The following is a 21895-nucleotide window of genomic DNA, read 5'->3' as shown; positions in this document are numbered from 1 at the left end:
GTCCCCCGCACGCCATGAAAGCCTCCGAAATCCGCGAGAAGTTCCTCAAGTTCTTCGAATCGAAGGGCCACACGATTGTCCGTTCGTCGAGCCTCGTGCCCGGCAACGATCCGACGCTGCTCTTCACCAATTCGGGAATGGTGCAGTTCAAGGACGTGTTCCTCGGCGCGGAATCGCGTCCGTACTCGCGCGCCACAACCTCGCAGCGCAGCGTGCGCGCGGGCGGCAAGCACAATGATCTGGAAAATGTCGGCTACACCGCGCGTCACCATACGTTCTTCGAAATGCTCGGCAATTTTTCGTTTGGCGACTATTTCAAGCGGGACGCGATCCACTACGCGTGGGAACTGCTGACGGGCGTCTACGGGTTGCCGAAAGACAAGCTGTGGGTCACGGTCTATCACGAAGACGACGAAGCGCACGACATCTGGGCGAAGGAAGTCGGCGTACCGGTCGAGCGCATCATCCGCATCGGCGATAACAAGGGCGCGCGTTACGCGTCGGACAACTTCTGGCAGATGGCCGATACCGGCCCGTGCGGCCCGTGTTCGGAAATCTTCTACGACCACGGCCCGGACGTGTGGGGTGGCCCGCCGGGATCGCCTGAAGAAGATGGTGACCGCTATATCGAGATCTGGAATCTCGTGTTCATGCAGTTCAATCGTGATGCCCAGGGCAACATGACGCCGCTGCCAAAGCAGTGTGTCGATACCGGCATGGGTCTCGAGCGTATTGCCGCCGTGCTGCAGCACGTGCACAGCAACTACGAAATCGATCTGTTCCAGGCACTGATCAAGGCCGCTGGCCGCGAAACCGGCGTGACCGATCTGACGAACAACTCGCTGAAAGTGATCGCCGATCACATTCGCGCGTGCTCGTTCCTGATCGTCGATGGCGTCATTCCCGGCAATGAAGGCCGCGGCTACGTGCTGCGCCGGATCGTGCGTCGCGCGATCCGTCACGGCTACAAGCTGGGCCGCAAGGGTTCGTTCTTCCACCGTCTCGTCGCGGACCTCGTCGCGCAGATGGGCGGCGCATATCCGGAACTGAAGGACGCGGAACAGCGCGTGACCGACGTACTGCGTCAGGAAGAGGAACGCTTCTTCGAAACGATCGAGCACGGCATGTCGATCCTCGAGAGCGCACTGGCTGATCTCGACGCGAAGGGTGGCAAGACGCTCGATGGTGAACTCGCGTTCAAGCTGCATGACACGTACGGCTTCCCGCTGGATCTGACGGCAGACGTCTGCCGCGAGCGCGAAGTGACGGTCGACGAGCCCGCGTTCGACGAAGCAATGGCCCGTCAGCGCGAACAGGCGCGCGCGGCCGGCAAGTTCAAGATGGCGCAGGGGCTCGAATATTCCGGCGCGAAGACGACGTTCCACGGCTACGAAGAAATCGTCTTCGACGACGCGAAGATTATTGCGTTGTACGTCGAGGGCGCCTCCGTCAAGGAAGTCGCGAAGGGCCAGCAGGCGGTCGTCGTGCTCGATCACACGCCGTTCTACGCGGAGTCGGGCGGTCAGGTCGGCGACCAGGGTCTGCTTGCCAACGCGAGCGTGCGCTTTGCCGTCGCCGATACGCTGAAGGTGCAGGCCGATGTGGTCGGTCATCACGGCACCCTGGAACAAGGCACGCTGAAGGTCGGCGACATCGTGAAGGCGGAGATCGACGCGGTGCTCCGCGCGCGCACGGAACGCAATCACTCGGCCACCCACCTGATGCACAAGGCGCTGCGCGAAGTGCTGGGCTCCCACGTGCAGCAGAAGGGTTCGCTCGTCGATGCCGACAAGACCCGTTTCGACTTCGCGCACAACGCGCCGATGACCGACGAACAGATTCGCCAGGTCGAAGCGATCGTGAACGCCGAAGTGCTGGCGAATGCGCCGGGTATCGTGCGCGTGATGCCGTTCGATGAAGCAGTGAAGGGCGGCGCGATGGCGCTCTTCGGCGAAAAGTACGGCGACGAAGTACGTGTGCTCGATCTCGGCTTCTCGCGCGAACTGTGCGGGGGCACGCACGTGCGTCGTACGGGCGACATCGGCTTCTTCAAGATCGTGATGGAAGGCGGTGTGGCCGCGGGCATCCGTCGCGTGGAAGCCATTACGGGCGACAACGCAGTGCGCTTCGTGCAGGAACTCGACGCGCGTATCAACGCTGCCGCAGCCGCGCTGAAGGCGCAGCCGTCGGAACTGACGCAGCGTATCGCGCAGGTTCAGGATCAGGTCAAATCGCTGGAGAAGGAACTCGGCGCGCTGAAGTCGAAGCTTGCTTCCAGCCAGGGCGATGAACTCGCGGGTCAGGCGGTCGAAGTTGCGGGTGTCCACGTGCTGGCCGCGACGCTCGAGGGTGCGGACGTCAAGACGCTCCGCGAAACCGTCGACAAACTGAAGGACAAGCTGAAGAGCGCGGCAATCGTGCTGGCTTCGGTCGAAGGTAGCAAGGTGAGCCTGATCGCAGGTGTGACCGCGGATGCGAGCAAGAAGGTCAAGGCTGGCGAGCTCGTGAACTTTGTCGCGCAGCAGGTCGGCGGCAAGGGCGGCGGCCGTCCCGATATGGCTCAGGCTGGCGGCACGGAGCCGGCGAATCTGCCGGCGGCCCTCGCGGGTGTGAAGGGTTGGGTCGAAGCGCAGCTGTAATCGAAGGCGTGTAACGCGCATTGGCGGTCAGGTTGTCCCTGACCGCGAGATGTCGAATCAGAAAGCCGCGAGCGTTGAACTCGCGGCTTTCTGCTTTTCAGAACGACTGCTTCCCTCAGTTGTTGACGCGAGCCGCGTTCACACGGGCTGCGCGATCTCACGCTGTGGATGTTCATCCGTCGCCAGGTTACTCTCCGCCAGTAACTGCTCGCGCAGCGCGTTCAGGGCTGAAGAGAAGTGTCCGCGTCGCCAGATCAGCAGCGTATCGATCGCGCCGAGTTCGTCGAGCGGATGAACCACGATCTCGTCGACGTTCTGCTGCAAATCCAGCACCGAGCGCGGCGCGATCGCAACGCCCGCGCCTGCAGCAACGCACGCGACCATCGCGTGGTAAGAACCCAGTTCCAGCACGCGCGCCGGCCGGATGCCGTGCTCCAGATACCACTTCTCGATGTAGCTTCGATACGCGCAACCGCGCTCGAACGCGACGAGCGTCGATAGCGCGACATCACGCGCGTCGCGAATCGGCGGGTGACCGCGCGGCGTCAGCATGACCAGTTCTTCACGGAAGACCGGTACGTAATCGAAGACGTCGCACAGCGTGTCCGGATCGGGTGGCGTCGCGACCAGCGCGGCGTCCACCTCGAATTCGCGCACACGTTCGATAAGCCGTCCCGTCGTGCCGGTTTCGAGTTCCAGCGCGACCTCGGGCCAACGCTGGTGATACCGCGCGAGCAGCGCCGGCAGCCGGCTTGCCGCGACGCTTTCCATCGTCCCAAGCCGCAGTCGCCCGTTCGGCCGGTTTTCGCGCACGGCGTGGCGCGCTTCGTCCGCAAGCGCGAGCAGGCGCTCGGCGTACGGCAGCAGCGTTTCGCCGGCCGGCGTCAGCACGAGTCGACGACCATCGCGGATAAACAGGTCCGTGCCAAGCTGTACTTCCAGTTGCTTGATGCGGGTCGTGACATTTGACTGCACCCGGTTCAGCTTCGCGGCAGCGCGCGTCACCCCGTTTTCGCGCACTACAGCGCGAAAGATGGTCAAGGCGGCCAGGTCCATCGTTCTCTCCCGGAGATTCCTCCAATCATCATAATTCATTTTTTATGATGTGAAGAGCGGACTAGTATCAGAGAACGGGATGACCGACGCGCGCGTGTCGTCGGCTCCGGAAAACCTTCGTCGATACCCATGACCCTTCTCGCCGCTCCCGCCACCGTATCCTCCGCTCACTCCCACGACGCCCGGCGCGCCGCGCTCGCGTGCATGGTGGCGCTCGCTGTGGCGCTCGGAGTGGGGCGCTTCGCATTCACGCCGCTGCTGCCCCTGATGCTGCAAAGCGGCGCCATCGATATCCGGCATGGCGGCTTGCTCGCTTCCTTCAACTACGCGGGCTATTTCATCGGCGCGATTTCCTGCGCGGCGCTGCGGGTCGATCACGCGCGGATGGTGCGCGTCGGTCTCGCTGTCACTGTCGTGCTGACGCTCGTCATGGGTGTCACCGACCAGTTCTGGATCTGGGCGCTGGTGCGGCTGGTGGGCGGGGCCGTCAGCGCGTGGACGTTCGTGTTCGCATCGCAGTGGGGGCTGCGCCGGCTCACCGAGCTGGGCGCGCACGGCTGGAGTGGCGTGATCTATACAGGGCCGGGCGTCGGGATCGTCGGCACGGGCCTGCTGGTGAGCGCCGCGGGCGGTCTCGGCGCGACAGTGGGGTGGATCGGCTTCGGGCTCATCTCGGCGGTGCTGGCGGCGCTCGTATGGCATGTTTTTGGATCCGCTCCCCGGCGCTCCGCTTCGCCTGCGCCGGAAACCGGAACGGGAACAGGAACAGGAACGACACGGGCGACGCCAGCCGCTGGGCATCAAGCATCCGAAGCCGCTCAACGCGGCCAGGCCGCACAGCACGCACAGCATTCCGATCGCGCCACATCAGCTAGCGGCCCCCTTGCGTCCGGATCCACCCACCAGCCCCAGCCCCGACAACCCGCCCAACACGCGGACAACGCGCATCACACCCACCGCGCCGACGCCTTCTGGCTCGTCGTGCTGTATGGCGTCCCCGGCTTCGGCTACATCATTACCGCGACGTTTTTGCCGGTGATCGCGCGCGCCGCGTTGCCTGGCTCGGCCTGGCCCGATCTGTTCTGGCCGATGTTCGGTGTGGCGCTCATCGTCGGCGCGTTGCTCGGCGCGCGTCTGCCGCTCCACTGGGACAATCGCACGCTGCTGGCCGGCTGCTACGTGCTGCAGGCGGCGGGTATTGCCTCGGGCATCATCTGGCCGACTGCGGCGGGATTCGCGATCGGCAGTATGTTGATCGGGCTGCCGTTCACGGCGATCACGCTGTTCGCGATGCGTGAAGCGCGTCGTCTGCATGGCGATCACGCCGCGGGATTGATGGGCTATGCGACCGCCGCTTACGGCATCGGCCAGATTGTTGGCCCGCTCGTGGCCGCGCCGGTCGCCGCGCACACCGGCTCGTTTTCGCCGGCGTTGTGGCTGGCCGCCAGCGCACTGATGCTCGGCGCCTTCGGGCTCGTCGTCGTCACGCGCGTTTCACGGCGTGCGGCGCGGTAGTGGTCCCTTCGTCGTCCTGTCGGCGCTCTCGCCGCGCGTACGGGCAACCGTCCGGCCGCATGCCACGATAGCGTCCGCCCACGCCCCGAACCCTACGATTTCCCTCCAGCAAATTCGAACGACCGGACAATAATGGGACGGCGCACTAAAATGTCCGCTTCCCGTTACTTTCGCGTGCCTGTTGCCGGGCGCGCCGCCTGCCATGCAACATTTCGCGTCGGATAATTACGCCGGCATCTGCCCCGAAGCGCTCGCGGCGCTAGTCGAAGCCAACAACAGCGGTCACGAGCCGGCCTACGGCGACGATTCCTGGACCGAGCGCGTCTGCGACCGTCTGCGTGACCTGTTCCAGACCGACTGCGAAGCCTTCTTCGTTTTTAATGGCACGGCGGCGAACTCGCTGGCGCTGGCGTCGCTGTGTCAGTCGTATCACTCTGTGATCTGCCACGATCTCGCGCACATCGAGACCGACGAATGCGGCGGTCCCGAATTCTTCTCCGGCGGCTCGAAGCTCCTGACCGCGCCCGGCGTACACGGCAAGCTGACGCCCGATGCAATCGAGGCCGTCGTCACCCGTCGCGCCGACATTCACTATCCGAAGCCGAAGGTCGTGACGCTCACGCAGTCGACGGAAGTCGGCAGCGTCTACAGCGTCGAGGAAGTGCGCGCGATCGCCGCGATCGCAAAGCGCCGCCACCTGAAGGTCCACATGGACGGCGCCCGTTTCGCGAACGCGGTTGCAGCGCTCGGCGTGCATCCGTCGGAAATCACGTGGCGCGCGGGCGTCGATGTGCTGTGTTTCGGCGGCACGAAGAACGGCTTGCCGGTGGGCGAAGTGGTGGTGTTCTTCGACCGCGCGCTCGCCGACGATTTCGCGTACCGCCTGAAGCAGGCCGGCCAGCTGGCGTCGAAGATGCGCTTCATCTCGGCGCCGTGGCTGGGCCTGCTGGACGACGACGTGTGGCTGCGCAACGCACGCCACGCGAACGCGATGGCGCAACTCATGAAGACGCGTCTTGAAGCGATTCCTGGCGTGAGCATCATGTTCCCGGTCGAATCGAACGCGGTGTTCGCGCAGTTGCCGGCGCATGCGGCGAAAGCGATGCGGGCGAAAGGCTGGAAGTTCTATGAGTTCATCGGCGCGGGCGGTTGCCGTCTGATGTGCGCGTGGGATACGCAGCCCGAAACCGTCGAACGCTTCGCCGCCGAAGTTCGCGAACTGTGCGCAGCGTGAAGCCGCGCGGCGCGACCGTGCAATTCACCGCGCAGCACTGAAGCACGAGCGGACCCGAACCCGCATTCGACATTCACCCATCCTTAATCTGATCGAGCATGTCCGACTACCAATTCTGCCCGCGCTGTGCGACACCGCTCACCGAACGCAGCGACGCTAAACACGAAGGCGGCCGCGTGCGCCAGGTCTGTCCCGATGACACCTGTGGCTACGTTCACTGGAACAATCCGCTGCCGGTCGTCGCGGCCATCGTTGAATATGAAGGCAAGATTCTGCTCGCGCGCAACGCGGCCTGGCCTGAAGGGATGTTCGCGCTGATCACCGGCTTTCTGGAGAACGGCGAGACGCCGGAAGCGGGCATCGCGCGTGAAGTTCTCGAAGAGACGTCGCTGCACACGGAGTCGGTCGAACTGATCGGCGTCTACGAATTCATGCGCAAGAACGAGCTGATCATTGCGTATCACGTGAAGGCGCACGGCACCGTGGCGCTGTCGCCCGAGCTGCTCGAATACCGGCTGGTCGAGCCGGCGAAGCTGCGTCCGTGGCGTGCGGGCACGGGCCAGGCGCTCGGCGAATGGATGCGCCGGCGTGGGCTGCCGTTTGAATTCGTCGAGCGGCCGGGACAATAACTGCGGGCTCGATGGCGACGCCGGGCCGGCGCCTCGCTCGCTGCAATCACCTTAAGCCAGAAATAGACTGCGTGATACCTGGCCATCCGGCCGATGGCGAACATGTCGCGGGTATTGCTACAGTGTCTGCATGACCCCGGCGTCACGACATGAAACGCTGGAACGTAGAGCGGCCCGCGCCATTCATCACAATACAATCAGGAGACAGATTCGACATGGCCTACATCTACTATCTGACGCACATCCATCTTGGCTACGATGCGCTGGCGCAACTGCCCGCCGAATGCGCGCGGGTCGGCATCAAGCGGCCGCTCGTCATCACCGACAAGGGTGTCGTCGCAGTGGGCGTCGCGCAGCGCGCGATCGACGCGTTGAAGCTCGCCAGCGTACCGGTGTTCGACGACACGCCGTCGAACCCGACCGAAGCGATGGTGATGGCCGCCGCGGCACGTTATCGCGAGGAAGGGTGTGACGGGCTGGTCGCCGTGGGCGGAGGTTCGTCGATCGATCTTGCAAAGGGCGTCGCAATTGCCGCGACGCATCCGGGTACGCTGACTGAATACGCGACGATTGAAGGCGGCAGCGGCAGGATCACGGAAGCCGCCGCGCCCCTCATCGCCATTCCGACGACGTCCGGCACCGGCAGCGAAGTTGCGCGCGGTGCGATCGTGATCCTGAACGATGGCCGCAAGCTCGGCTTCCATTCCTGGCATCTGTTGCCGAAGTCGGCGATCTGCGATCCGGGTTTGACGCTCGGTTTGCCAGCAGGACTGACCGCCGCCACTGGCATGGATGCGATCGCGCACTGCATCGAGACGTTCCTCGCGCCGTCGTTCAACCCGCCGGCCGACGGCATCGCGCTTGACGGGCTGGAACGCGCATGGGCGAACATCGAACGCGCGACGCACAACGGCAGCGACCGCGATGCGCGTCTGAACATGATGAGCGCTTCGATGCAGGGCGCGATGGCGTTCCAGAAGGGCCTTGGCTGCGTGCATTCGCTGTCGCATCCGCTCGGCGGCATCGCGGTGAACGGGCGCACGTCGCTGCATCACGGCACGCTGAACGCGGTTGTGCTGCCTGCCGTGCTGCGCTTTAACGCATCCGCCGAAACGGTGGTGGCGAACAACCGGTACGCGCGCATGCGTCGCGTGATGAATCTGGCGGCAAACGCCGATCTCGCGCAGGCGCTGTTCGACATGACCGCGCGTCTCGGGTTGCCGACAGGCCTGAAAGAGATGGGCGTCGACGAAAGCGTGTTCGACAAGGTGATCAAGGGCGCGCTGGCCGACCATTGCCACAAGACCAATCCGCGCGAAGCGACGGCCGCCGACTACCGCCGCATGCTGACCGAATCGCTCTAAACCTGCTCCTACCACGACGCTTTGAAGAAGATGAGCAAACCGACTCCGACGCCGCGCGACGCCTACCGTCATTTCCTGCCGATCACGACGCGCTGGATGGACAACGACGTCTACGGTCACGTCAATAACACGGTCTACTACAGCTATTTCGATACGGTGGTGAACGAGTATCTGATCCGCACCGGCGCGCTCGATTTCGAGCACGGCGAGACGATCGGTCTCGTCGTCGAAACGCATTGCAACTACTTTGCGCCGTTCGTGTTTCCGGAGCGCGTCGAGGCGGGGCTGCGCGTCGCGCGCCTGGGTTCGACGAGCGTGCGCTATGAAGTCGGGCTCTTCAAGGAAGGCGAGACGCATGCGGCGGCGCAGGGGCACTTCGTGCATGTCTATGTCGACCGCGAGACGCGTCGGCCGGTCGCGCTGCCGGCTGTGCTGCACGCGGCGCTCGCGCCGCTTGTCGTAACCGCGGAATAGCGCGTGCAGTCGCTCGTCATCAACCTGCTGAACGGCGTCAGCTACGGATTGCTGCTGTTCATGCTGTCGGCAGGGCTGACGCTGATTTTCAGCATGCTCGGCGTGCTCAACTTCGCGCACGCGAGCTTCTACATGCTCGGCGCGTACGTGGGGGTTTCGGTCGCGGCGCGCGCGGGTTTCTGGAGTGCGCTCGTGATCGCGCCGGTTGTCGTCGGCATCGTGGGCGCGACGATGGAGCGCTGGCTGCTGCGTCGCGTGCGGCCGCACGGACATCTCGCCGAGTTGCTGCTGACGTTCGGCGCGGCGTACCTGATCGGTGAGGCGGTCAAGCTTGTGTGGGGTTTGCCGGCGCTCGCAGCGCCGGTGCCACATGCGCTGGATGGTTCGCTCTTCACACTATACGGCGCGGGTTTTTCGCGCTATCGCGCGTTCATGATGGCGGTTTCGATTGCGATGCTCGCCACGTTGTATCTGGTGCTGCGCACGTCGAAAACCGGCCTGATCGTGCGGGCAGCGCTGACGCACGCACGCGCCGTCGAGGCGCTCGGTCACAACGTGCCGCGCGTGTTCACGCTGGTGTTCGCGACGGGCACGGCGCTCGCCGCGCTCGCGGGTGTGATCGGCGCGCCGCTCTTCGTGATCGAACCGGCAATGGCGGAATCGGTTGGCTCGATCGTGTTTGTCGTCGTCGTGACCGGTGGACTGGGATCGCTCGGCGGCGCGCTGGTGGCTTCGCTGGTTGTTGGGTGTGTGCAGACGTTTGCTGTCGCCAGCGATACGTCGCTCGGAATGCTGGCCATGTGGATCGGGCAGCGCATGCCGGCTGCGTGGGCGTCGTTGAGCGTCGCGCAACTGGCGCCCCTTGTGCCGTATGTGCTGCTCGTCGCGATGCTCGCGTTGCGGCCGCGCGGCCTGTTTGGACAGCGCGACGATGAAACCTGATCCCCGGGCCACGCGTCAGGTGCAAGGCGATCTCGCGGGTGAGTCACGACCGCGTGCGTCTTCGTGGCGATCCTCCTTGCCATGGCTCGCGTTGATCGCGCTGTTTGCCGTGCCGCCTTTGCTGTCGTCGCAAAGCTGGTTGCTGGCGTATCTTGCGCAGACCGCGTCGATGATCGTCTTCGCGCTGTCGTACAACCTGCTGCTCGGCGAGACCGGTCTGCTGTCGTTCGGTCACGCGGCGTTTGCAGGGCTGGGTGCGCTTGGCGCTGCACATGTGTTCAACCGGTACGGGGTCGCATTGCCATTGCTGCCGCTCGTCGGCGGCATGGGTGGTGCGCTGGCTGGCGCGGTCGCGGGCGCCGTCGCGACGCGACGCGCGGGTACCGCGTTTGCGATGATCACGCTCGGTATCGGCGAACTCGTGGCCGCCGCGGCTTGGACGTTGCCCGACTGGTTCGGCGGCGAGGCCGGCGTGCCGATCGACCGCGCAGGCGGCCCGCCGTGGGGCGGCTTTACGTTTGGTCCGACCCGCGAGGCGTACACGGTGATCGCGTGCTGGTGCCTGCTCGCGACGTTTGTCATGGGGTCGTTGTCGCGCACACCGCTCGTGCGGCTCGCGAATGCCGTGCGCGATAACCCCGTGCGTGCGGCGTCGATCGGTTGCGATCCGCGGCGTCTGCGTTATCGGATGTTCGTGCTGTCGTCGTTCTTCGCGGGCGTCGCCGGGACACTCGGGCTCATCAATGTCGAACTGGTGTCGACTGAAAGCGTCGGCATGCTGCGCTCGGGCGCGGTGTTGATCGCGACGGTGACAGGCGGAGCGGGTTTGTTTTTTGGGCCGGTCGCGGGCGCGATTGTGCTGGTGTTCTTTAGCGTCGCGGTGGCGAGTGTCACGCGGGCGTGGCTGTTTTACCTTGGGCTCTTCTTCATTGTCGTCGTTGCGGGTTCGCCGGATGGGATCGCCGGGTTTGTCGCCCGTGCTGTTACGCGATCGCGGCGCTTCGGATGGCGGGCGTGCCGGCGCGCGTGGTTGTTCGATGTGTGCGCCGCTTTCATCTGGTCGCTTGCCGTTGTGCTCGCGGTGCAGTGGGCGTACGCGTTGCAGTCGGCGGACGAGGTGGCCGGACATGTCATGCTGTTCGGCGCGCTTGCGGTCGATGCGGCCGGATGGGTCGCTGGATTGCTGGCGTCGATTGCGGTGCTGGCGCTGGCTGGATGGTTCGCGCGTCGTCGTGCGCAACGTGGCTGGGCCCGACTGGATGGCATTCATGGTGAAGCGCGGGCCCACGCTGAGGCTGAAGCCAGCGCTAACTCCAACGCCCCAACCACAACTCGGCCTGGAGCCCCGCGATGACCGCCGCCCTCGCACTCTACGGCGTCGAGAAGCGCTTCGGCGGGACCGTCATCCTGCACGGCATCGACCTCACGATCGAAGCCGGGGAGCGCCACGCGCTGATCGGCCCGAACGGCGCCGGCAAGTCGACACTCTTCAACCTGATTGCGGGCGCGGGACGTGTCAGCGCGGGGCGCATCGAAATCAACGGTACCGACACCACACGTCTGACTCCGACCGCCATCAGTCGCCGCGGACTCGCGCGCAGCTTTCAGACGACGAGCGTTTTCGGCCGTCTGACGGTGCTCGACAATCTGCGCTGCGCCGTGCTCGCGGCGAACGGCGAAGGCGTGCGCTGGTGGCATCGATGGAAGCATGCGCGCGTGGTCGACGAAAGCGCCGGGCGCGTGCTCGATGCCGTGGGTCTCACACCGCGCCGGCATGCGCCCGCCGGTACGCTCAGCTACGCGGAACAGCGCGCGCTCGATCTTGGCATTGCGCTCGCGGGCGGCGCGCATACGCTGCTGCTCGACGAGCCCACTGCCGGCATGAATCGCGCCGAAGCCGCGCGCGCCATCGAGCTGATCCGCGAGACGACCCGAGGCCGCACGCTGCTGATGATCGAACACGACATGGACGCGGTTTTCAGCCTCGCTGACCGCGTCTCCGTGCTCGTGCAGGGCCGCGTGATCGCGACGGGCACGCCGGCCGCAATCCGCGCCGACGAAGCCGTGCGCGCGGCCTACCTCGGCGAGGATTTCGCACGATGACGGCATTGCTCGACATCGGCGGCCTGTGTGCTTGGCACGGCGCGAGTCAGGCGCTGTTCGGCGTCGACCTGCGCATCGACGCGGGTGAGGTCGTCGCGCTCGCGGGACGCAACGGTTCCGGTCGCTCGACGCTCGCAAAGGCGATCATGGGACTTGTGCGCACCCAGGGCCGGGTGCAGTTTGCCGGCCGGTCGCTGACGGATCTGCGCACCTTCGAGATCGCGCGGCTCGGCATTGGCTACGTGCCTGAACATCGCGACGTGTTTCCCGCGTTGACCGTGCATGAGAATCTCGAGCTTGGCGTGGCACCGCGTCAGGCGAAACGCACAACGCCGCGCTTCACTTTTGATGACGCCTACACGCTCTTTCCCGTACTCCACGAACGCCGGGCGACGCGTGCTGATGCGCTCTCCGGTGGCGAACAGCAGATGCTGACGCTCACCCGTGCACTCCTTGGCAATCCGGCGTTGCTGATCGTCGATGAACCGGCTGAAGGGCTCGCGGGCCAGGTTGTCGCGCAGGTGAGCGGCTGTCTGCGACAGCTGCGTGATCGCGGCGTCGCGGTGCTTCTGATCGAGCAGCGGCTCGTCATCGCGCATGACATCGCGAGCCGGATCGCCGTGATGGGCCACGGCGAGATTGTGTTCGACGGCACGCCCGACGCGTTTCGCGAGCGGGATGATGTCGTGCAGGAATGGCTGGGCGTCGGTTGATGCTGCGGTGTGTCGTTTTGCCCTTGCGCCAGGCGATGACGATGAGTGTTGCCACACGCAACACAACGCAACACAACACTCACCGGACGCGCAGCTATTTCCTAAGCCTTCGCATCCCGCTCGATGATCCATTCATGCGCCGGATCGTTCTTGAAGTGCCACACGCGCTGCTTCCCGGCCATCACGTTCAGATAGTACGAGTCGTAGCCATACGGCACGACGACCGGATGATAGCCACGCGGCACCATCACTACATCGTGATTCTCGACGGCGAGCGATTCGTCGATATCGCGCGAATCCGTATAGACGCGTTGAAACGCAAATCCTTGCGGCGGGTTCAGCCGATGGTAGTACGTCTCTTCGAGTGAGCTTTCCTGCGGCACGTTGTCGGTGTCGTGCTTGTGCGGCGGATAGCTCGACGCATGACCGCCGGGCGTGCGCACTTCGACCACCAGCAGTGATTCCGCCGGCTCGGTCTGCGGAAGAATGTCGCAGACGTAGCGCGTATTCTGGCCTTTACCGCGCGTCGAACGCTTCATCTGCGAAGGCTCGATCAGGCGCGCCGGCAGCGTGCCGGTAGCCGGTGCGCTGGCGACGCCGATCTCCGCACGTCGAGTCGCGCGGATCGTGGTGCGCACGCCGGGCGGGATGTAGACCGCGTAGGGTGCGGCGTCTTCGAAGACGCTGTCGCGCGAGCCGAGGCTCGTCCATTTCTGGTCGGCAGTTTCGATATCGACCGCGCCCGTCAGCACGACGATGCACGACTCGCGTCCCGCTTCCTGCACGTAGACAATTTCTTCCGCTTCCATCCTGTACGCGACAAAACCGACGTACCGCCACGCGGCGGACTGCGGCGTCACGCGCGCGATTGTCTGGCCCTCGCGCTGTGCCTTGACGAGCAGACTCATGCTGCCTCCCTTGACGGAACCAGCGGCGCATCGACGAGCGAGCGCAACGTCTGGTAACCCTTCTGCGCATACTTGTACGAAGCGGCGATCACCGGATCCTGCTCGGCTTCGACGACGAGCCATCCACGATATCCGTGCTGCTTCAGGCGACCGATGATCGAAGCGAAATCGACCGTACCGTCACCCGGGACGGTGAACGCGCCGTTGATCACCGCGTCGAGAAAACTCCAGTTGCGGTTGCGCGCGAGCTTGATGACCGAGGGCCGCACGTCCTTGCAATGCACGTGGCACACCCGCGCGACGTGTTTGTCGAGCACCGCGACCGGATCGCCACCCGCGAACGTGATGTGGCCCGCATCGAACAGCAGACCGACGGCATCGCTCGTGAGCGACATCAGACGGTCGACATCCGCAGGCGTTTCCACGTACGCGCCCATGTGATGGTGATACGCGACCCGCACGCCACGGCTTAGCGTATAGCGTGCGAATTCGTCGAGGCGGGCAGCGTACTGCTCCCACTGTGCGTCCGAGAAGAAGCGCGGCCTTTGATACAGCGGTTGCGGCGCACCCTGGATCGAATCCGCGACTTCGCCGTACACCATGACCGTCGCGCCGTTCTTCGCGAGCAGGTCGAGATGCGGACCGACCGACGCGATTTCCTCTTCGACACTGCGTTTCGCAAGCCTTCCCGAATACCAGCCGGATACCAGCGCAAGATCGTATTGCGCGAGCAGCGTCTTCAGCGCCTGCGGTTCACGCGGGAACTTGTTGCCGAGCTCGAACCCGTCATAGCCAATTTCGCGGCCTTCGGTCAGCGCCACGTCGAGCGGTGTCTCGCCGCCAAGCGACGGCAGATCGTCGTTCATCCACGAAAGCGGGTTGATGCCGATGCGTACTGCGAAGTCAGTCGTCATACAGATGTCCTCAATCGTTAGCCGTGTCGTCGCCGGATTCACCGGATTCACCGGATCCGTCCGTCGCGCCGCGTTCGCGCGCGGCGATCTGCGCCTCGTATTTCGCGCGCGCTTCGCGCACGGCAGGGCGGGTCGATACCTCGGGCACAGCGACTTCCCACCACCAGCCGCCGTCATCGGTGGTGCGGGCGGCGTCGGTATCGATGCTGATCACGTAGGTGCGGTCGGCCGCGCGCGCACGTTGCAGCGCGGCCTCCAGTTCGCCGATGTCCGCGACATGTTCCGCCAGCGCGCCGAGCGCGCGCGCGTGCGCGGCAAAATCGACGGCCGGCGCGCCGAGCGGACCTTGTGCGCAGTCGTCGAACATGTTGTTGAACGGCGCGCTGCCGCACGCCTGTTGCAGACGGTTGATGCAACCGTAGCCGCGATTGTCGAGCACGACGACGATCAGCTTCGCGCCGAGCATCACCGACGTCGCGATCTCGCTGTTGAGCATCAGATAACTGCCGTCGCCGACCATCACGATCACGTCACGTTCCGGTCGCGCGAGTTTCGCGCCGAGGCCGCCCGCGATCTCGTAGCCCATGCAAGAGTAGCCGTATTCGACGTGATAACCGCCCGGACGACCCGTGCGCCACAACTTGTGTAGCTCGGCGGGCAACGTGCCGGCCGCGCAGACGACGATATCGTCGGTGGTCGAACGCGCGCTGGAGCGCTGAACGGCGCCGATCACGTCGGCGTCGTAGGGCAGCACGCCTTCGCGTTGCGGTGCATGTGTGAGTTTGCCGAGCGTGTCTCGCCATTGTGAGGCGAGTTGATGTGCGCGCTGCGTCCAGCCTGCATCGGCGTGCCATTCACCGAGGCGCGTGGACAACGCTTCGAGTGCCAGACGCGCATCCGCCTCGACGATGATGGCGCGATGCTTCATGCCGTCGAACGCGTTCGCGTTGATGCCGATGACGTCCGCCTGCGTGAAGAGCGTGTTCGACCCGGTCGTGAAGTCCTGCAGACGCGTGCCGACGGCCAGCACGCAATCGGCGTGATGAGCGAGTTCGTTTGCAGCGGGCGAGCCGGTCACGCCGAGCGCGCCAGCGTTCAGCGGATCGTCCCATGCGAGCGAGCCTTTGCCTGCCTGCGTTTCAGCAACGGGAATGCCATGCGTCGTGGCGAATGCCTTGAGCGCACCGGTTGCGTGACCATAAAGCACGCCGCCGCCTGCGACGATCATCGGACGCTTTGCACACCGCAGACGTTCGAGCGCGGCATCGAGTTCATGTGCGACCGGCGCGGGCGAATGGAACGTTACGACGCGCGGTGCGAAGAAGTCAGCCGGGAAGTCGAATGCCGCGGCCTGCACGTCCTGCGGCAACGCGAGCGTGACGGGACCGCACAGCGCGGCGTCGGTCAGCACGCGGATCGCGCGGGGCAACGCGTTCAGCAACTGTGCCGGATGGACGATGCGATCGAAATAGCGCGACACGGGTTTGAACGCATCATTCGCGGAAATGCCGCCATCGTGGAAATCTTCGACCTGCTGTAGCACCGGATCGGGCGCACGCGAAATAAAGATATCGCCCGGCAGAAGCAACACCGGCAGGCGGTTCACGTGCGCAAGCGCCGCGGCCGTCAGCAGATTCGTCGCGCCGGGGCCGATGGATGTGGTGACGGCCATCATGCGTCGACGGAAATGGGCCTTCGCATACGCGATCGCGCTGTGCGCCATCGCCTGCTCGTTGTGCGCGCGTAGCGTCGGGAGCTCGTGACGATGCTGGTACAGCGCTTCGCCGAGACCCGCGACGTTGCCATGTCCAAAGATCGCGAACACGCCGCCGAAGAGCGGCTCGGTGCCCTTGCCGTCTTCCGTGACGACGCGCTGTGCCGCCAGATAGCGGACGATCGCCTGCGCGCCCGTCAGGCGGATCGTGCCGCCGGACGGCACCTGAGTCGCTTCGTTGGCCGGCGCCGTATCGTGATGCAACACACGTTGGTTCATGCCGCCTGCTCCTGATGGACTTTGCGCGTGCCGCCCGGCTGCGTCGAAGACTGGCTCCGCGCGGCGCGCCACGAAGCGATCAGTGTTTCGAACGTGCTGCGAACGCGCGCGATAAGTTCGTTGTCGTCGATCTGGCCAGCGAGCCACGCGTAGCTCGGTTCATGAAAGATCGTACGCCCAACCGTGAAACCGCGACACGTCGCCGATGTGGCCGCCGCGCGGAATCCTTCATTCAACTGTTCGACAGCCGCCGACAGGCCGAGCAGTACGACGCCCCGGCAATACGGATCACGTTCGGCGATCAGCGCATCGATGGCCTGCCACTGGCTCGCTTCCATCGGTTCGAGCTTCCACCATTCCGGATAGATGCCGATGTTGTACAGCCGCTTCAACGCGCGATAAACCGTATCGGATGCCATCGGCAGAGTCGCGTTCCTGGGCGGAATCACTTCGAGCAGCAGCTCGTGGCCGCTCGCCTGCGTTGCGTCGTACAGCGCGCGCAGTTGCGCTTCCTGTTCGAGCCGCTGTTCGATCGGTTCATCGGGATGAAACTGCACCAGGCATTTGGCGACGTGATCGCGCGGCCAGTTCATGAGTGTCGTGCCGATCGAGCGTCCGTGATCGAACACGAGCGGAACCGACCCGGGCAGTTCGACCGGACGGCCGATCCACCAGCCGCGTCCGGTTGCCGCGTTCAATGCATCCTGGCCGTAGCGATCGTCGATCAGCACGCCGATGCGGCCTTGCAGGCCGAGCGCGGTTTCCGTCTGCGCTACGGCTTCGACGAACAGGCCTTTGAGACTGGCGATACGCGATTCGTCGGCGCCGGTCTGCTGCGCGAGATCGAAGAACTGGTTGCGGTGATCGAACGCGAAGCCGAGCACTTCATCGCGCGCGGTGCGAGCGGGTGTGACGCGATGCAGACGCGCGAGCGTCGCGTCGCGATCGGGGCGGCGCATCCGCTGCGGGTCGGCTTTCGCTTCGCGCAGGAAGTATTCGAGTTCGGCGGGCGTTGGCATCGCCGGCGCGCAGCCGTGGCGCGACACGACCAGTGCGCCGCTCGCGTTCGCCGCACGCGCACACGCTTCGAGTGGTTCGTCGCGCAGCCAGCCGGACAGGAAGCCCGAAGCGAACGCATCGCCCGCGCCCAGCACGTTCAGCACTTCGACCTGGACGCCGCCTTGAACGGGCAGGTCATCGAGTGAGGCAGGCACGTCGCCGTCGATGATCTGGCAGCCCAGCGGGCCACGCTTCACGACCAGCGTCGCCGGAGTGAGCGCGCGCACGGCAGCGAGCGCCTTGACGAGATCCGTATCGCCGCCCGCGATGCTGAATTCCTCTTCGGTGCCGATGATCAGGTCGAAAAGCGGCAGGAAGCGTTGTAAATGCGCCGTCACGCCTTCGCTGGCGACAAAGCGTGTCTCGCCGTCGGCCTTGCCTGTCAAACCCCACAGCACCGGCCGGTAGTCGATATCGAGGACGGTGCGCACCTGGTTGCGTCGCGCGTAATCGAGCGCGCGGCGGCTCGTGCGGTTCACCTGTTCCGTCGAGAAATGCGTGCCGGTGATCAGCAGCGCCTTCGACGACGCGATATACGCTTCGTCGAAGTCGTTTTCATCGACGGCCATGTCCGCGCAGTTCTCGCGATAGAAGACGAGCGGGAACGTGTCGCGATCCTTCAGACCGAGCAGCACGAGCGCCGTCAGACGCTCCTGATCGATGCGCACGTGGCTGATGTCGCAGCCTTCGTTCGCGAGCGTTTCGGTGAGAAAGCGACCCATGTGATCGTTGCCGACCCGCGTGAGCATCGACGCTTCGAGACCGAGCCGCGCGCAGCCGAACGCAATATTGGCTGACGAGCCGCCGAGATACTTCGCGAATGTCGACACATCTTCGAGCCGCGCGCCGACCTGCTGCGCATACAGATCGACCGCGAGGCGGCCGAGGCAGATCACATCGCGGCTGCGGCCTGGCGCGAAGCGGCTTGCGGTCGAGAGACCGCTTGCGGTCGTTGAGCCTGAGTTACTGGAAATAGCCATGGAAATTCCTGATTGTCGATGCATCGAATGAACGTCAGGACGATCGCTCAGATCGTCGCGCCTTCGAGTTCGCCGATCATCTTCTGCATCTCGGCGCCGCCTGCCATCATGTCGAGCACTTGATCCTTGCTGATCGTTTCCTTCGTGTACGTACCGAGCGATTTGCCGCGATTGAGCAGCGTGAACGAATCGCCGATCGGATACGCGTGGTGCACGTTGTGCGTGATGAAGATCACAGAGATGCCTTTCGCACGCGCCGTGTGGATCAGCTTCAGCACGTTGAAACTCTGCTTCACGCCGAGCGCGGCGGTGGGTTCGTCGAGAATCAGCACGCGCGCGCCGAAGTGAATTGCACGGGCGATCGCGAGACACTGCTTTTCGCCGCCGGACATCGTGCCGATCGGCTGATGCGGATCGCGCACGTTGATGCCCATTTCAGCGAGCTTGCCGCGCGCGGTCGCCGCACTCGTTTCGAGGTCCATCACGTTGAAGAGGCCGAACAGCTTTTTCTGCGGCTCGCGTCCCATGAAGAAGTTGCGCGCCACCGACAGCAGCGGCACCAGCGCGAGATCCTGATACACGGTGGCGATACCGAGATCGAGCGCATCTTTCGGCGACTCGAACTGCACCGGCTTGCCGTCCACCAGATACTGGCCGGAGGAGGGCGCGTGCACGCCGGCGAGCGTCTTGATGAGCGTCGACTTGCCGGCGCCGTTGTCGCCGAGCAGGCAGTGCACTTCGCCGCGTTTCAGGCGCAGCGTCACGCCGCTGAGCGCGATGACCTTGCCGAAGTATTTGCTGACGTTCTCGAGCGCAAGGATGATGTCGCCATCGTTTGCGTTTGCCTGGTTGTTGAGATCGGACATGGTGTTCTCCCGTTCAGCCCTGCGATACGCGGCGGCGCACATAGTGATTAAAGAGCACGGCGAGCAGCAGCATCACGCCGAGGAACACGCGGAACCAGTCGGAACTGATGTTCGTGTAGGTGATGCCGATCTGCACGACGCCGAAGATCAGCGCGCCGAAACAGGCGCCGATCACGGAACCGTAACCGCCCGTCAGGAGCGTGCCGCCGATCACCGCGGCGATGATCGCCTCGAATTCCTTCTGCAGACCGCGGTCGGCCGCAGCAGAGCCGATGTCGCACACCTGCAGCACGGCGAACAGGCACGAGCAGAACGCGGTCAGCACGAAAAGCGAAATCTTCACGCGACGCACCGGCACGCCGACGTTCTTCGCCGCATTCGCGTCGCCACCGACAGCGAGAATCCAGTTACCGTAGCGCGTCTTTGCGAGGATGAATGCGCCGACTGCGGCAAGCGCGAACCACCAGAGAATGACCTTTGGAATGCCCGGCACGAGCGGTTCGCCGTTGTCGAGCAGCTTGCCGATGCCCATATGTGCGAGATTCGCGAAGAACCCGTGCAGCGCGACGCCATGAAACAGCGTGTTCGCGATCCAGTCGTTCTGCGCGAGGTCGCCGACGCCGGAGATGATCGTGCGGTCCGCGACCATGATCGACAGCGCGAGCGTCAGGCCGCGCAGGATGAACAGGAACGCGAGCGTGACGATGAACGACGGCAGCCGCGTGCGCATCACCAGATAGCCGTTCAGCGCGCCAAGCGCCATCGAGCCGGCGAACGCGAACAGGATCGAGAGCGAAAGCGGCCAGTGAAAATACACGGACGGAATCGCGACCATCATGCCCGCGAAGCCGATCATCGAACCGATCGACAGATCAAATTCGCCGGCGATCATCAACAGGCACGCGCCGACCGCGAGCAGCCCGAGATACGCGGACACCTGCGACCAGTTCATCACACCGTCGAGCGCGAACATGCCGGAGCCGCCCGCGGCGAACGCGAACACGGCGAAGACGAGTACAGCGCCGGAAATCGCGGCGAACTCCGGACGGTTCAGCAGATGCCCGAACCGGGACTCCTTGCGCACGCGTTCGTCCGATGGCTGCGGAACAGAAGGCGCATCCGTCTCCTCTTCAGGAGCTTTCTGAACATGCGAGGGGAAATGCTTGCCGGCTACGCCCATGATGTCTCCTTGATGCCCGGTCTCCGGGATGCGCATGGGGTTGCGTATCGGGGAAAGCCGGTAAATGTGCGGCAGTTGAGGACGAAGCAGGTCAGCAACGGCGGACTGGTGTCCGCCATCGCCTTCCTGGTCTTTGTCTTTTTTGCCGCGTGTGACTGACTAAACGCGAACCGCTGTCACTACGCGAATCGGGAAAGAATCAGCGGTACTGACCTGCGTACTTGAGAACCTTGTCGATGTTGTCCTTCGTGATGAAGCCCGGACCCGAACGGATGTTCTTCGGTCCATACGACGGTTCGAGCCCGTAAGTCGCCAGACGCGCCTTGAACTTCGGATTCGCTTCGAGGATCTGGCGGATCTTCGTCGTGTCCGTCGTGTGTTCCTTCTTCACGATTGCCAGCACCGCTACGGGGATATAACCCTGCAGATACGGCTGCTGGTCGATCGCGAACTGGATCGTGCCGGCCTGGATGGCCTTCGCGATGTCGTCCGAGAAGTCGAACGTGCAGAAGTAGATCTTGCCCGCAAGGCCCATCTGCGTGACGGCCTTGAGCGTTGCAGATGCCGGTGTCGGTCCAAGCGTCAGGATCGCGCCCGTGTTCGGATGGTTGCGCAGATATGCGCTCACCTTCGACTGGATTTCCGTCGGATCCTGGCCCGAGTCGATCGTCGACGTCTTGTAGTCGACGCCGATCGCTTCAGCGAAACCGCGGCAACGGTCGAACGAAACCGTGTTCGTTGCGATGTGGTTCACGCACAGGAACGATTTCACGCCTGCTGCCTTGGCTTTCTCGCCCGCGGCTTTACCCGCGACGTATTCCGGCTGGCCGACGTGCATGATCGCGCCCAGCTGCGCGCTTTGTTCCTCAGTACCGGAGTTGATCGTGACGAGCGGAATCTTCTTCGCCGTCACCTTGTTGATCGAGCTCTTGAGCACGTCGAAGTCGGCGATGGTGACGATCACGCCGTCATAGTTGCGCGCCGCAGCCTGTTCGACCAGACGCGCCATGTCGGCGATGTCGCCGTTCGGCGGATTGCGATAGTCGGTCTCGACGTTGAAGTCCTCGTCGGCCTGCTTGATCGCGTTCTTGATCGTGTTCCACCACGAGTCGGAATCTGGCGCGTGGCTGATCAGCACGAAGTGCGCATCCGCAGCCTGCGCGGACGACGCGGCGCCGAATCCTGCGGTGAGTGCCAGTGCCGCAGCCAGAATCCTGAGCGAAGCCTTGCCCTTGCAAAGTCTCATTGTCTCCACCTTTCTCGGTCTGTCGTTATTAAAGGGAGCGCGTTGCACCGCGATTCGTTGCCCGGTACATCGATGCTCAC

The 21895-nt window shown here is 64.3% G+C and carries 18 protein-coding genes; 10 read left to right on the top strand and 8 right to left on the bottom strand.

Annotated features, from left to right (window positions below; all coding sequences use genetic code 11):
- Nucleotides 1-14 precede the first annotated feature (14 nt).
- On the top strand, nucleotides 15-2639 hold the full coding sequence (gene alaS, locus P3T21_RS14960) for an alanine--tRNA ligase (protein WP_429256708.1): 2625 nt from the start codon (nucleotides 15-17) through the stop codon (nucleotides 2637-2639).
- Nucleotides 2640-2777: 138 nt separating this feature from the next.
- On the opposite strand, the gene P3T21_RS14955 is transcribed toward alaS, so the two are convergent.
- A complete protein-coding gene (locus P3T21_RS14955; RefSeq protein WP_429256707.1) occupies nucleotides 2778-3695 on the bottom strand; it encodes a LysR substrate-binding domain-containing protein in 918 nt (305 codons plus the stop codon).
- A 129-nt stretch (nucleotides 3696-3824) separates the two neighbouring features.
- Between P3T21_RS14955 and P3T21_RS14950 the strand changes: the two genes are divergently transcribed.
- The 9 genes from P3T21_RS14950 (at nucleotide 3825) to P3T21_RS14910 (ending at nucleotide 12669) form a co-directional block, all read left to right on the top strand.
- On the top strand, nucleotides 3825-5210 hold the full coding sequence (locus P3T21_RS14950; protein ID WP_429256706.1) for a YbfB/YjiJ family MFS transporter: 1386 nt from the start codon (nucleotides 3825-3827) through the stop codon (nucleotides 5208-5210).
- A 202-nt stretch (nucleotides 5211-5412) separates the two neighbouring features.
- The gene (locus tag P3T21_RS14945) at nucleotides 5413-6444 is read left to right on the top strand and encodes a threonine aldolase family protein (protein ID WP_429256705.1); all 1032 of its coding nucleotides are present in this window, start codon (nucleotides 5413-5415) and stop codon (nucleotides 6442-6444) included.
- A 98-nt stretch (nucleotides 6445-6542) separates the two neighbouring features.
- On the top strand, nucleotides 6543-7073 hold the full coding sequence (locus P3T21_RS14940) for an NUDIX domain-containing protein (protein ID WP_429256704.1): 531 nt from the start codon (nucleotides 6543-6545) through the stop codon (nucleotides 7071-7073).
- A 215-nt stretch (nucleotides 7074-7288) separates the two neighbouring features.
- A complete protein-coding gene (locus P3T21_RS14935) occupies nucleotides 7289-8437 on the top strand; it encodes an iron-containing alcohol dehydrogenase (protein ID WP_429256703.1) in 1149 nt (382 codons plus the stop codon).
- Between the two features lie 30 nt (nucleotides 8438-8467).
- Nucleotides 8468-8911 carry an acyl-CoA thioesterase gene (locus P3T21_RS14930; protein WP_429256702.1) on the top strand — a complete coding sequence of 148 codons (444 nt, stop codon included), beginning with the start codon at nucleotides 8468-8470 and terminating at the stop codon, nucleotides 8909-8911.
- A 3-nt stretch (nucleotides 8912-8914) separates the two neighbouring features.
- Entirely contained in the window at nucleotides 8915-9853 is a 939-nt protein-coding gene (locus tag P3T21_RS14925; protein WP_429256701.1) for a branched-chain amino acid ABC transporter permease, read from the top strand.
- Entirely contained in the window at nucleotides 9843-11207 is a 1365-nt protein-coding gene (locus tag P3T21_RS14920) for a branched-chain amino acid ABC transporter permease (protein WP_429256700.1), read from the top strand. Before P3T21_RS14925 ends, P3T21_RS14920 begins: the two co-directional genes overlap by 11 nt.
- Nucleotides 11204-11956, top strand: coding sequence for an ABC transporter ATP-binding protein (locus P3T21_RS14915; RefSeq protein ID WP_429256699.1), 753 nt, complete (start codon nucleotides 11204-11206; stop codon nucleotides 11954-11956). Before P3T21_RS14920 ends, P3T21_RS14915 begins: the two co-directional genes overlap by 4 nt.
- A complete protein-coding gene (locus tag P3T21_RS14910; protein WP_429256698.1) occupies nucleotides 11953-12669 on the top strand; it encodes an ABC transporter ATP-binding protein in 717 nt (238 codons plus the stop codon). Before P3T21_RS14915 ends, P3T21_RS14910 begins: the two co-directional genes overlap by 4 nt.
- A 101-nt stretch (nucleotides 12670-12770) precedes the next feature.
- Here P3T21_RS14910 and iolB read toward each other — a convergent pair whose 3' ends face one another.
- From iolB to P3T21_RS14875, 7 genes are all read right to left on the bottom strand, one after another.
- Nucleotides 12771-13577 (bottom strand): 5-deoxy-glucuronate isomerase, encoded by an 807-nt coding sequence (gene iolB / locus P3T21_RS14905; protein WP_429256697.1) that lies wholly within the window; start codon nucleotides 13575-13577, stop codon nucleotides 12771-12773.
- Entirely contained in the window at nucleotides 13574-14491 is a 918-nt protein-coding gene (gene iolE, locus P3T21_RS14900) for a myo-inosose-2 dehydratase (RefSeq protein ID WP_429256696.1), read from the bottom strand. Before iolE ends, iolB begins: the two co-directional genes overlap by 4 nt.
- Before the next feature lie 10 nt (nucleotides 14492-14501).
- Entirely contained in the window at nucleotides 14502-16484 is a 1983-nt protein-coding gene (gene iolD / locus P3T21_RS14895; protein WP_429256695.1) for a 3D-(3,5/4)-trihydroxycyclohexane-1,2-dione acylhydrolase (decyclizing), read from the bottom strand.
- Nucleotides 16481-18523, bottom strand: a complete 2043-nt coding sequence (locus P3T21_RS14890) for a bifunctional 5-dehydro-2-deoxygluconokinase/5-dehydro-2-deoxyphosphogluconate aldolase (protein ID WP_429256694.1) — start codon at nucleotides 18521-18523, stop codon at nucleotides 16481-16483. Before P3T21_RS14890 ends, iolD begins: the two co-directional genes overlap by 4 nt.
- A gap of 47 nt (nucleotides 18524-18570) precedes the next feature.
- The gene (locus P3T21_RS14885; protein ID WP_429256693.1) at nucleotides 18571-19389 is read right to left on the bottom strand and encodes an ATP-binding cassette domain-containing protein; all 819 of its coding nucleotides are present in this window, start codon (nucleotides 19387-19389) and stop codon (nucleotides 18571-18573) included.
- Nucleotides 19390-19402: 13 nt separating this feature from the next.
- The gene (locus P3T21_RS14880; protein WP_429256692.1) at nucleotides 19403-20569 is read right to left on the bottom strand and encodes an ABC transporter permease; all 1167 of its coding nucleotides are present in this window, start codon (nucleotides 20567-20569) and stop codon (nucleotides 19403-19405) included.
- Between the two features lie 199 nt (nucleotides 20570-20768).
- Nucleotides 20769-21815, bottom strand: a complete 1047-nt coding sequence (locus P3T21_RS14875; RefSeq protein WP_429256691.1) for a sugar ABC transporter substrate-binding protein — start codon at nucleotides 21813-21815, stop codon at nucleotides 20769-20771.
- Nucleotides 21816-21895: the final 80 nt, after the last annotated feature.

The organism is Paraburkholderia sp. GAS334 (genome assembly GCF_050436625.1).
Taxonomy (GTDB): Bacteria; Pseudomonadota; Gammaproteobacteria; order Burkholderiales; family Burkholderiaceae; genus Paraburkholderia.
The sequence above is the reverse complement of the archived record's forward strand: the minus strand, read 5'-3'. Positions and strand labels throughout refer to the sequence as shown.

Coding starts and splice junctions, on each gene's coding strand:
- alaS (WP_429256708.1), top strand. CDS start 15: ATGAAAGCCTCCGAAATCCGCGAGAAGTTCCTCAAGTTCTTCGAATCG.
- P3T21_RS14955 (WP_429256707.1), bottom strand. CDS start 3,695: ATGGACCTGGCCGCCTTGACCATCTTTCGCGCTGTAGTGCGCGAAAAC.
- P3T21_RS14950 (WP_429256706.1), top strand. CDS start 3,825: ATGACCCTTCTCGCCGCTCCCGCCACCGTATCCTCCGCTCACTCCCAC.
- P3T21_RS14945 (WP_429256705.1), top strand. CDS start 5,413: ATGCAACATTTCGCGTCGGATAATTACGCCGGCATCTGCCCCGAAGCG.
- P3T21_RS14940 (WP_429256704.1), top strand. CDS start 6,543: ATGTCCGACTACCAATTCTGCCCGCGCTGTGCGACACCGCTCACCGAA.
- P3T21_RS14935 (WP_429256703.1), top strand. CDS start 7,289: ATGGCCTACATCTACTATCTGACGCACATCCATCTTGGCTACGATGCG.
- P3T21_RS14930 (WP_429256702.1), top strand. CDS start 8,468: ATGAGCAAACCGACTCCGACGCCGCGCGACGCCTACCGTCATTTCCTG.
- P3T21_RS14920 (WP_429256700.1), top strand. CDS start 9,843: ATGAAACCTGATCCCCGGGCCACGCGTCAGGTGCAAGGCGATCTCGCG.
- P3T21_RS14915 (WP_429256699.1), top strand. CDS start 11,204: ATGACCGCCGCCCTCGCACTCTACGGCGTCGAGAAGCGCTTCGGCGGG.
- P3T21_RS14910 (WP_429256698.1), top strand. CDS start 11,953: ATGACGGCATTGCTCGACATCGGCGGCCTGTGTGCTTGGCACGGCGCG.
- iolB (WP_429256697.1), bottom strand. CDS start 13,577: ATGAGTCTGCTCGTCAAGGCACAGCGCGAGGGCCAGACAATCGCGCGC.
- iolE (WP_429256696.1), bottom strand. CDS start 14,491: ATGACGACTGACTTCGCAGTACGCATCGGCATCAACCCGCTTTCGTGG.
- iolD (WP_429256695.1), bottom strand. CDS start 16,484: ATGAACCAACGTGTGTTGCATCACGATACGGCGCCGGCCAACGAAGCG.
- P3T21_RS14890 (WP_429256694.1), bottom strand. CDS start 18,523: ATGGCTATTTCCAGTAACTCAGGCTCAACGACCGCAAGCGGTCTCTCG.
- P3T21_RS14885 (WP_429256693.1), bottom strand. CDS start 19,389: ATGTCCGATCTCAACAACCAGGCAAACGCAAACGATGGCGACATCATC.
- P3T21_RS14880 (WP_429256692.1), bottom strand. CDS start 20,569: ATGGGCGTAGCCGGCAAGCATTTCCCCTCGCATGTTCAGAAAGCTCCT.
- P3T21_RS14875 (WP_429256691.1), bottom strand. CDS start 21,815: ATGAGACTTTGCAAGGGCAAGGCTTCGCTCAGGATTCTGGCTGCGGCA.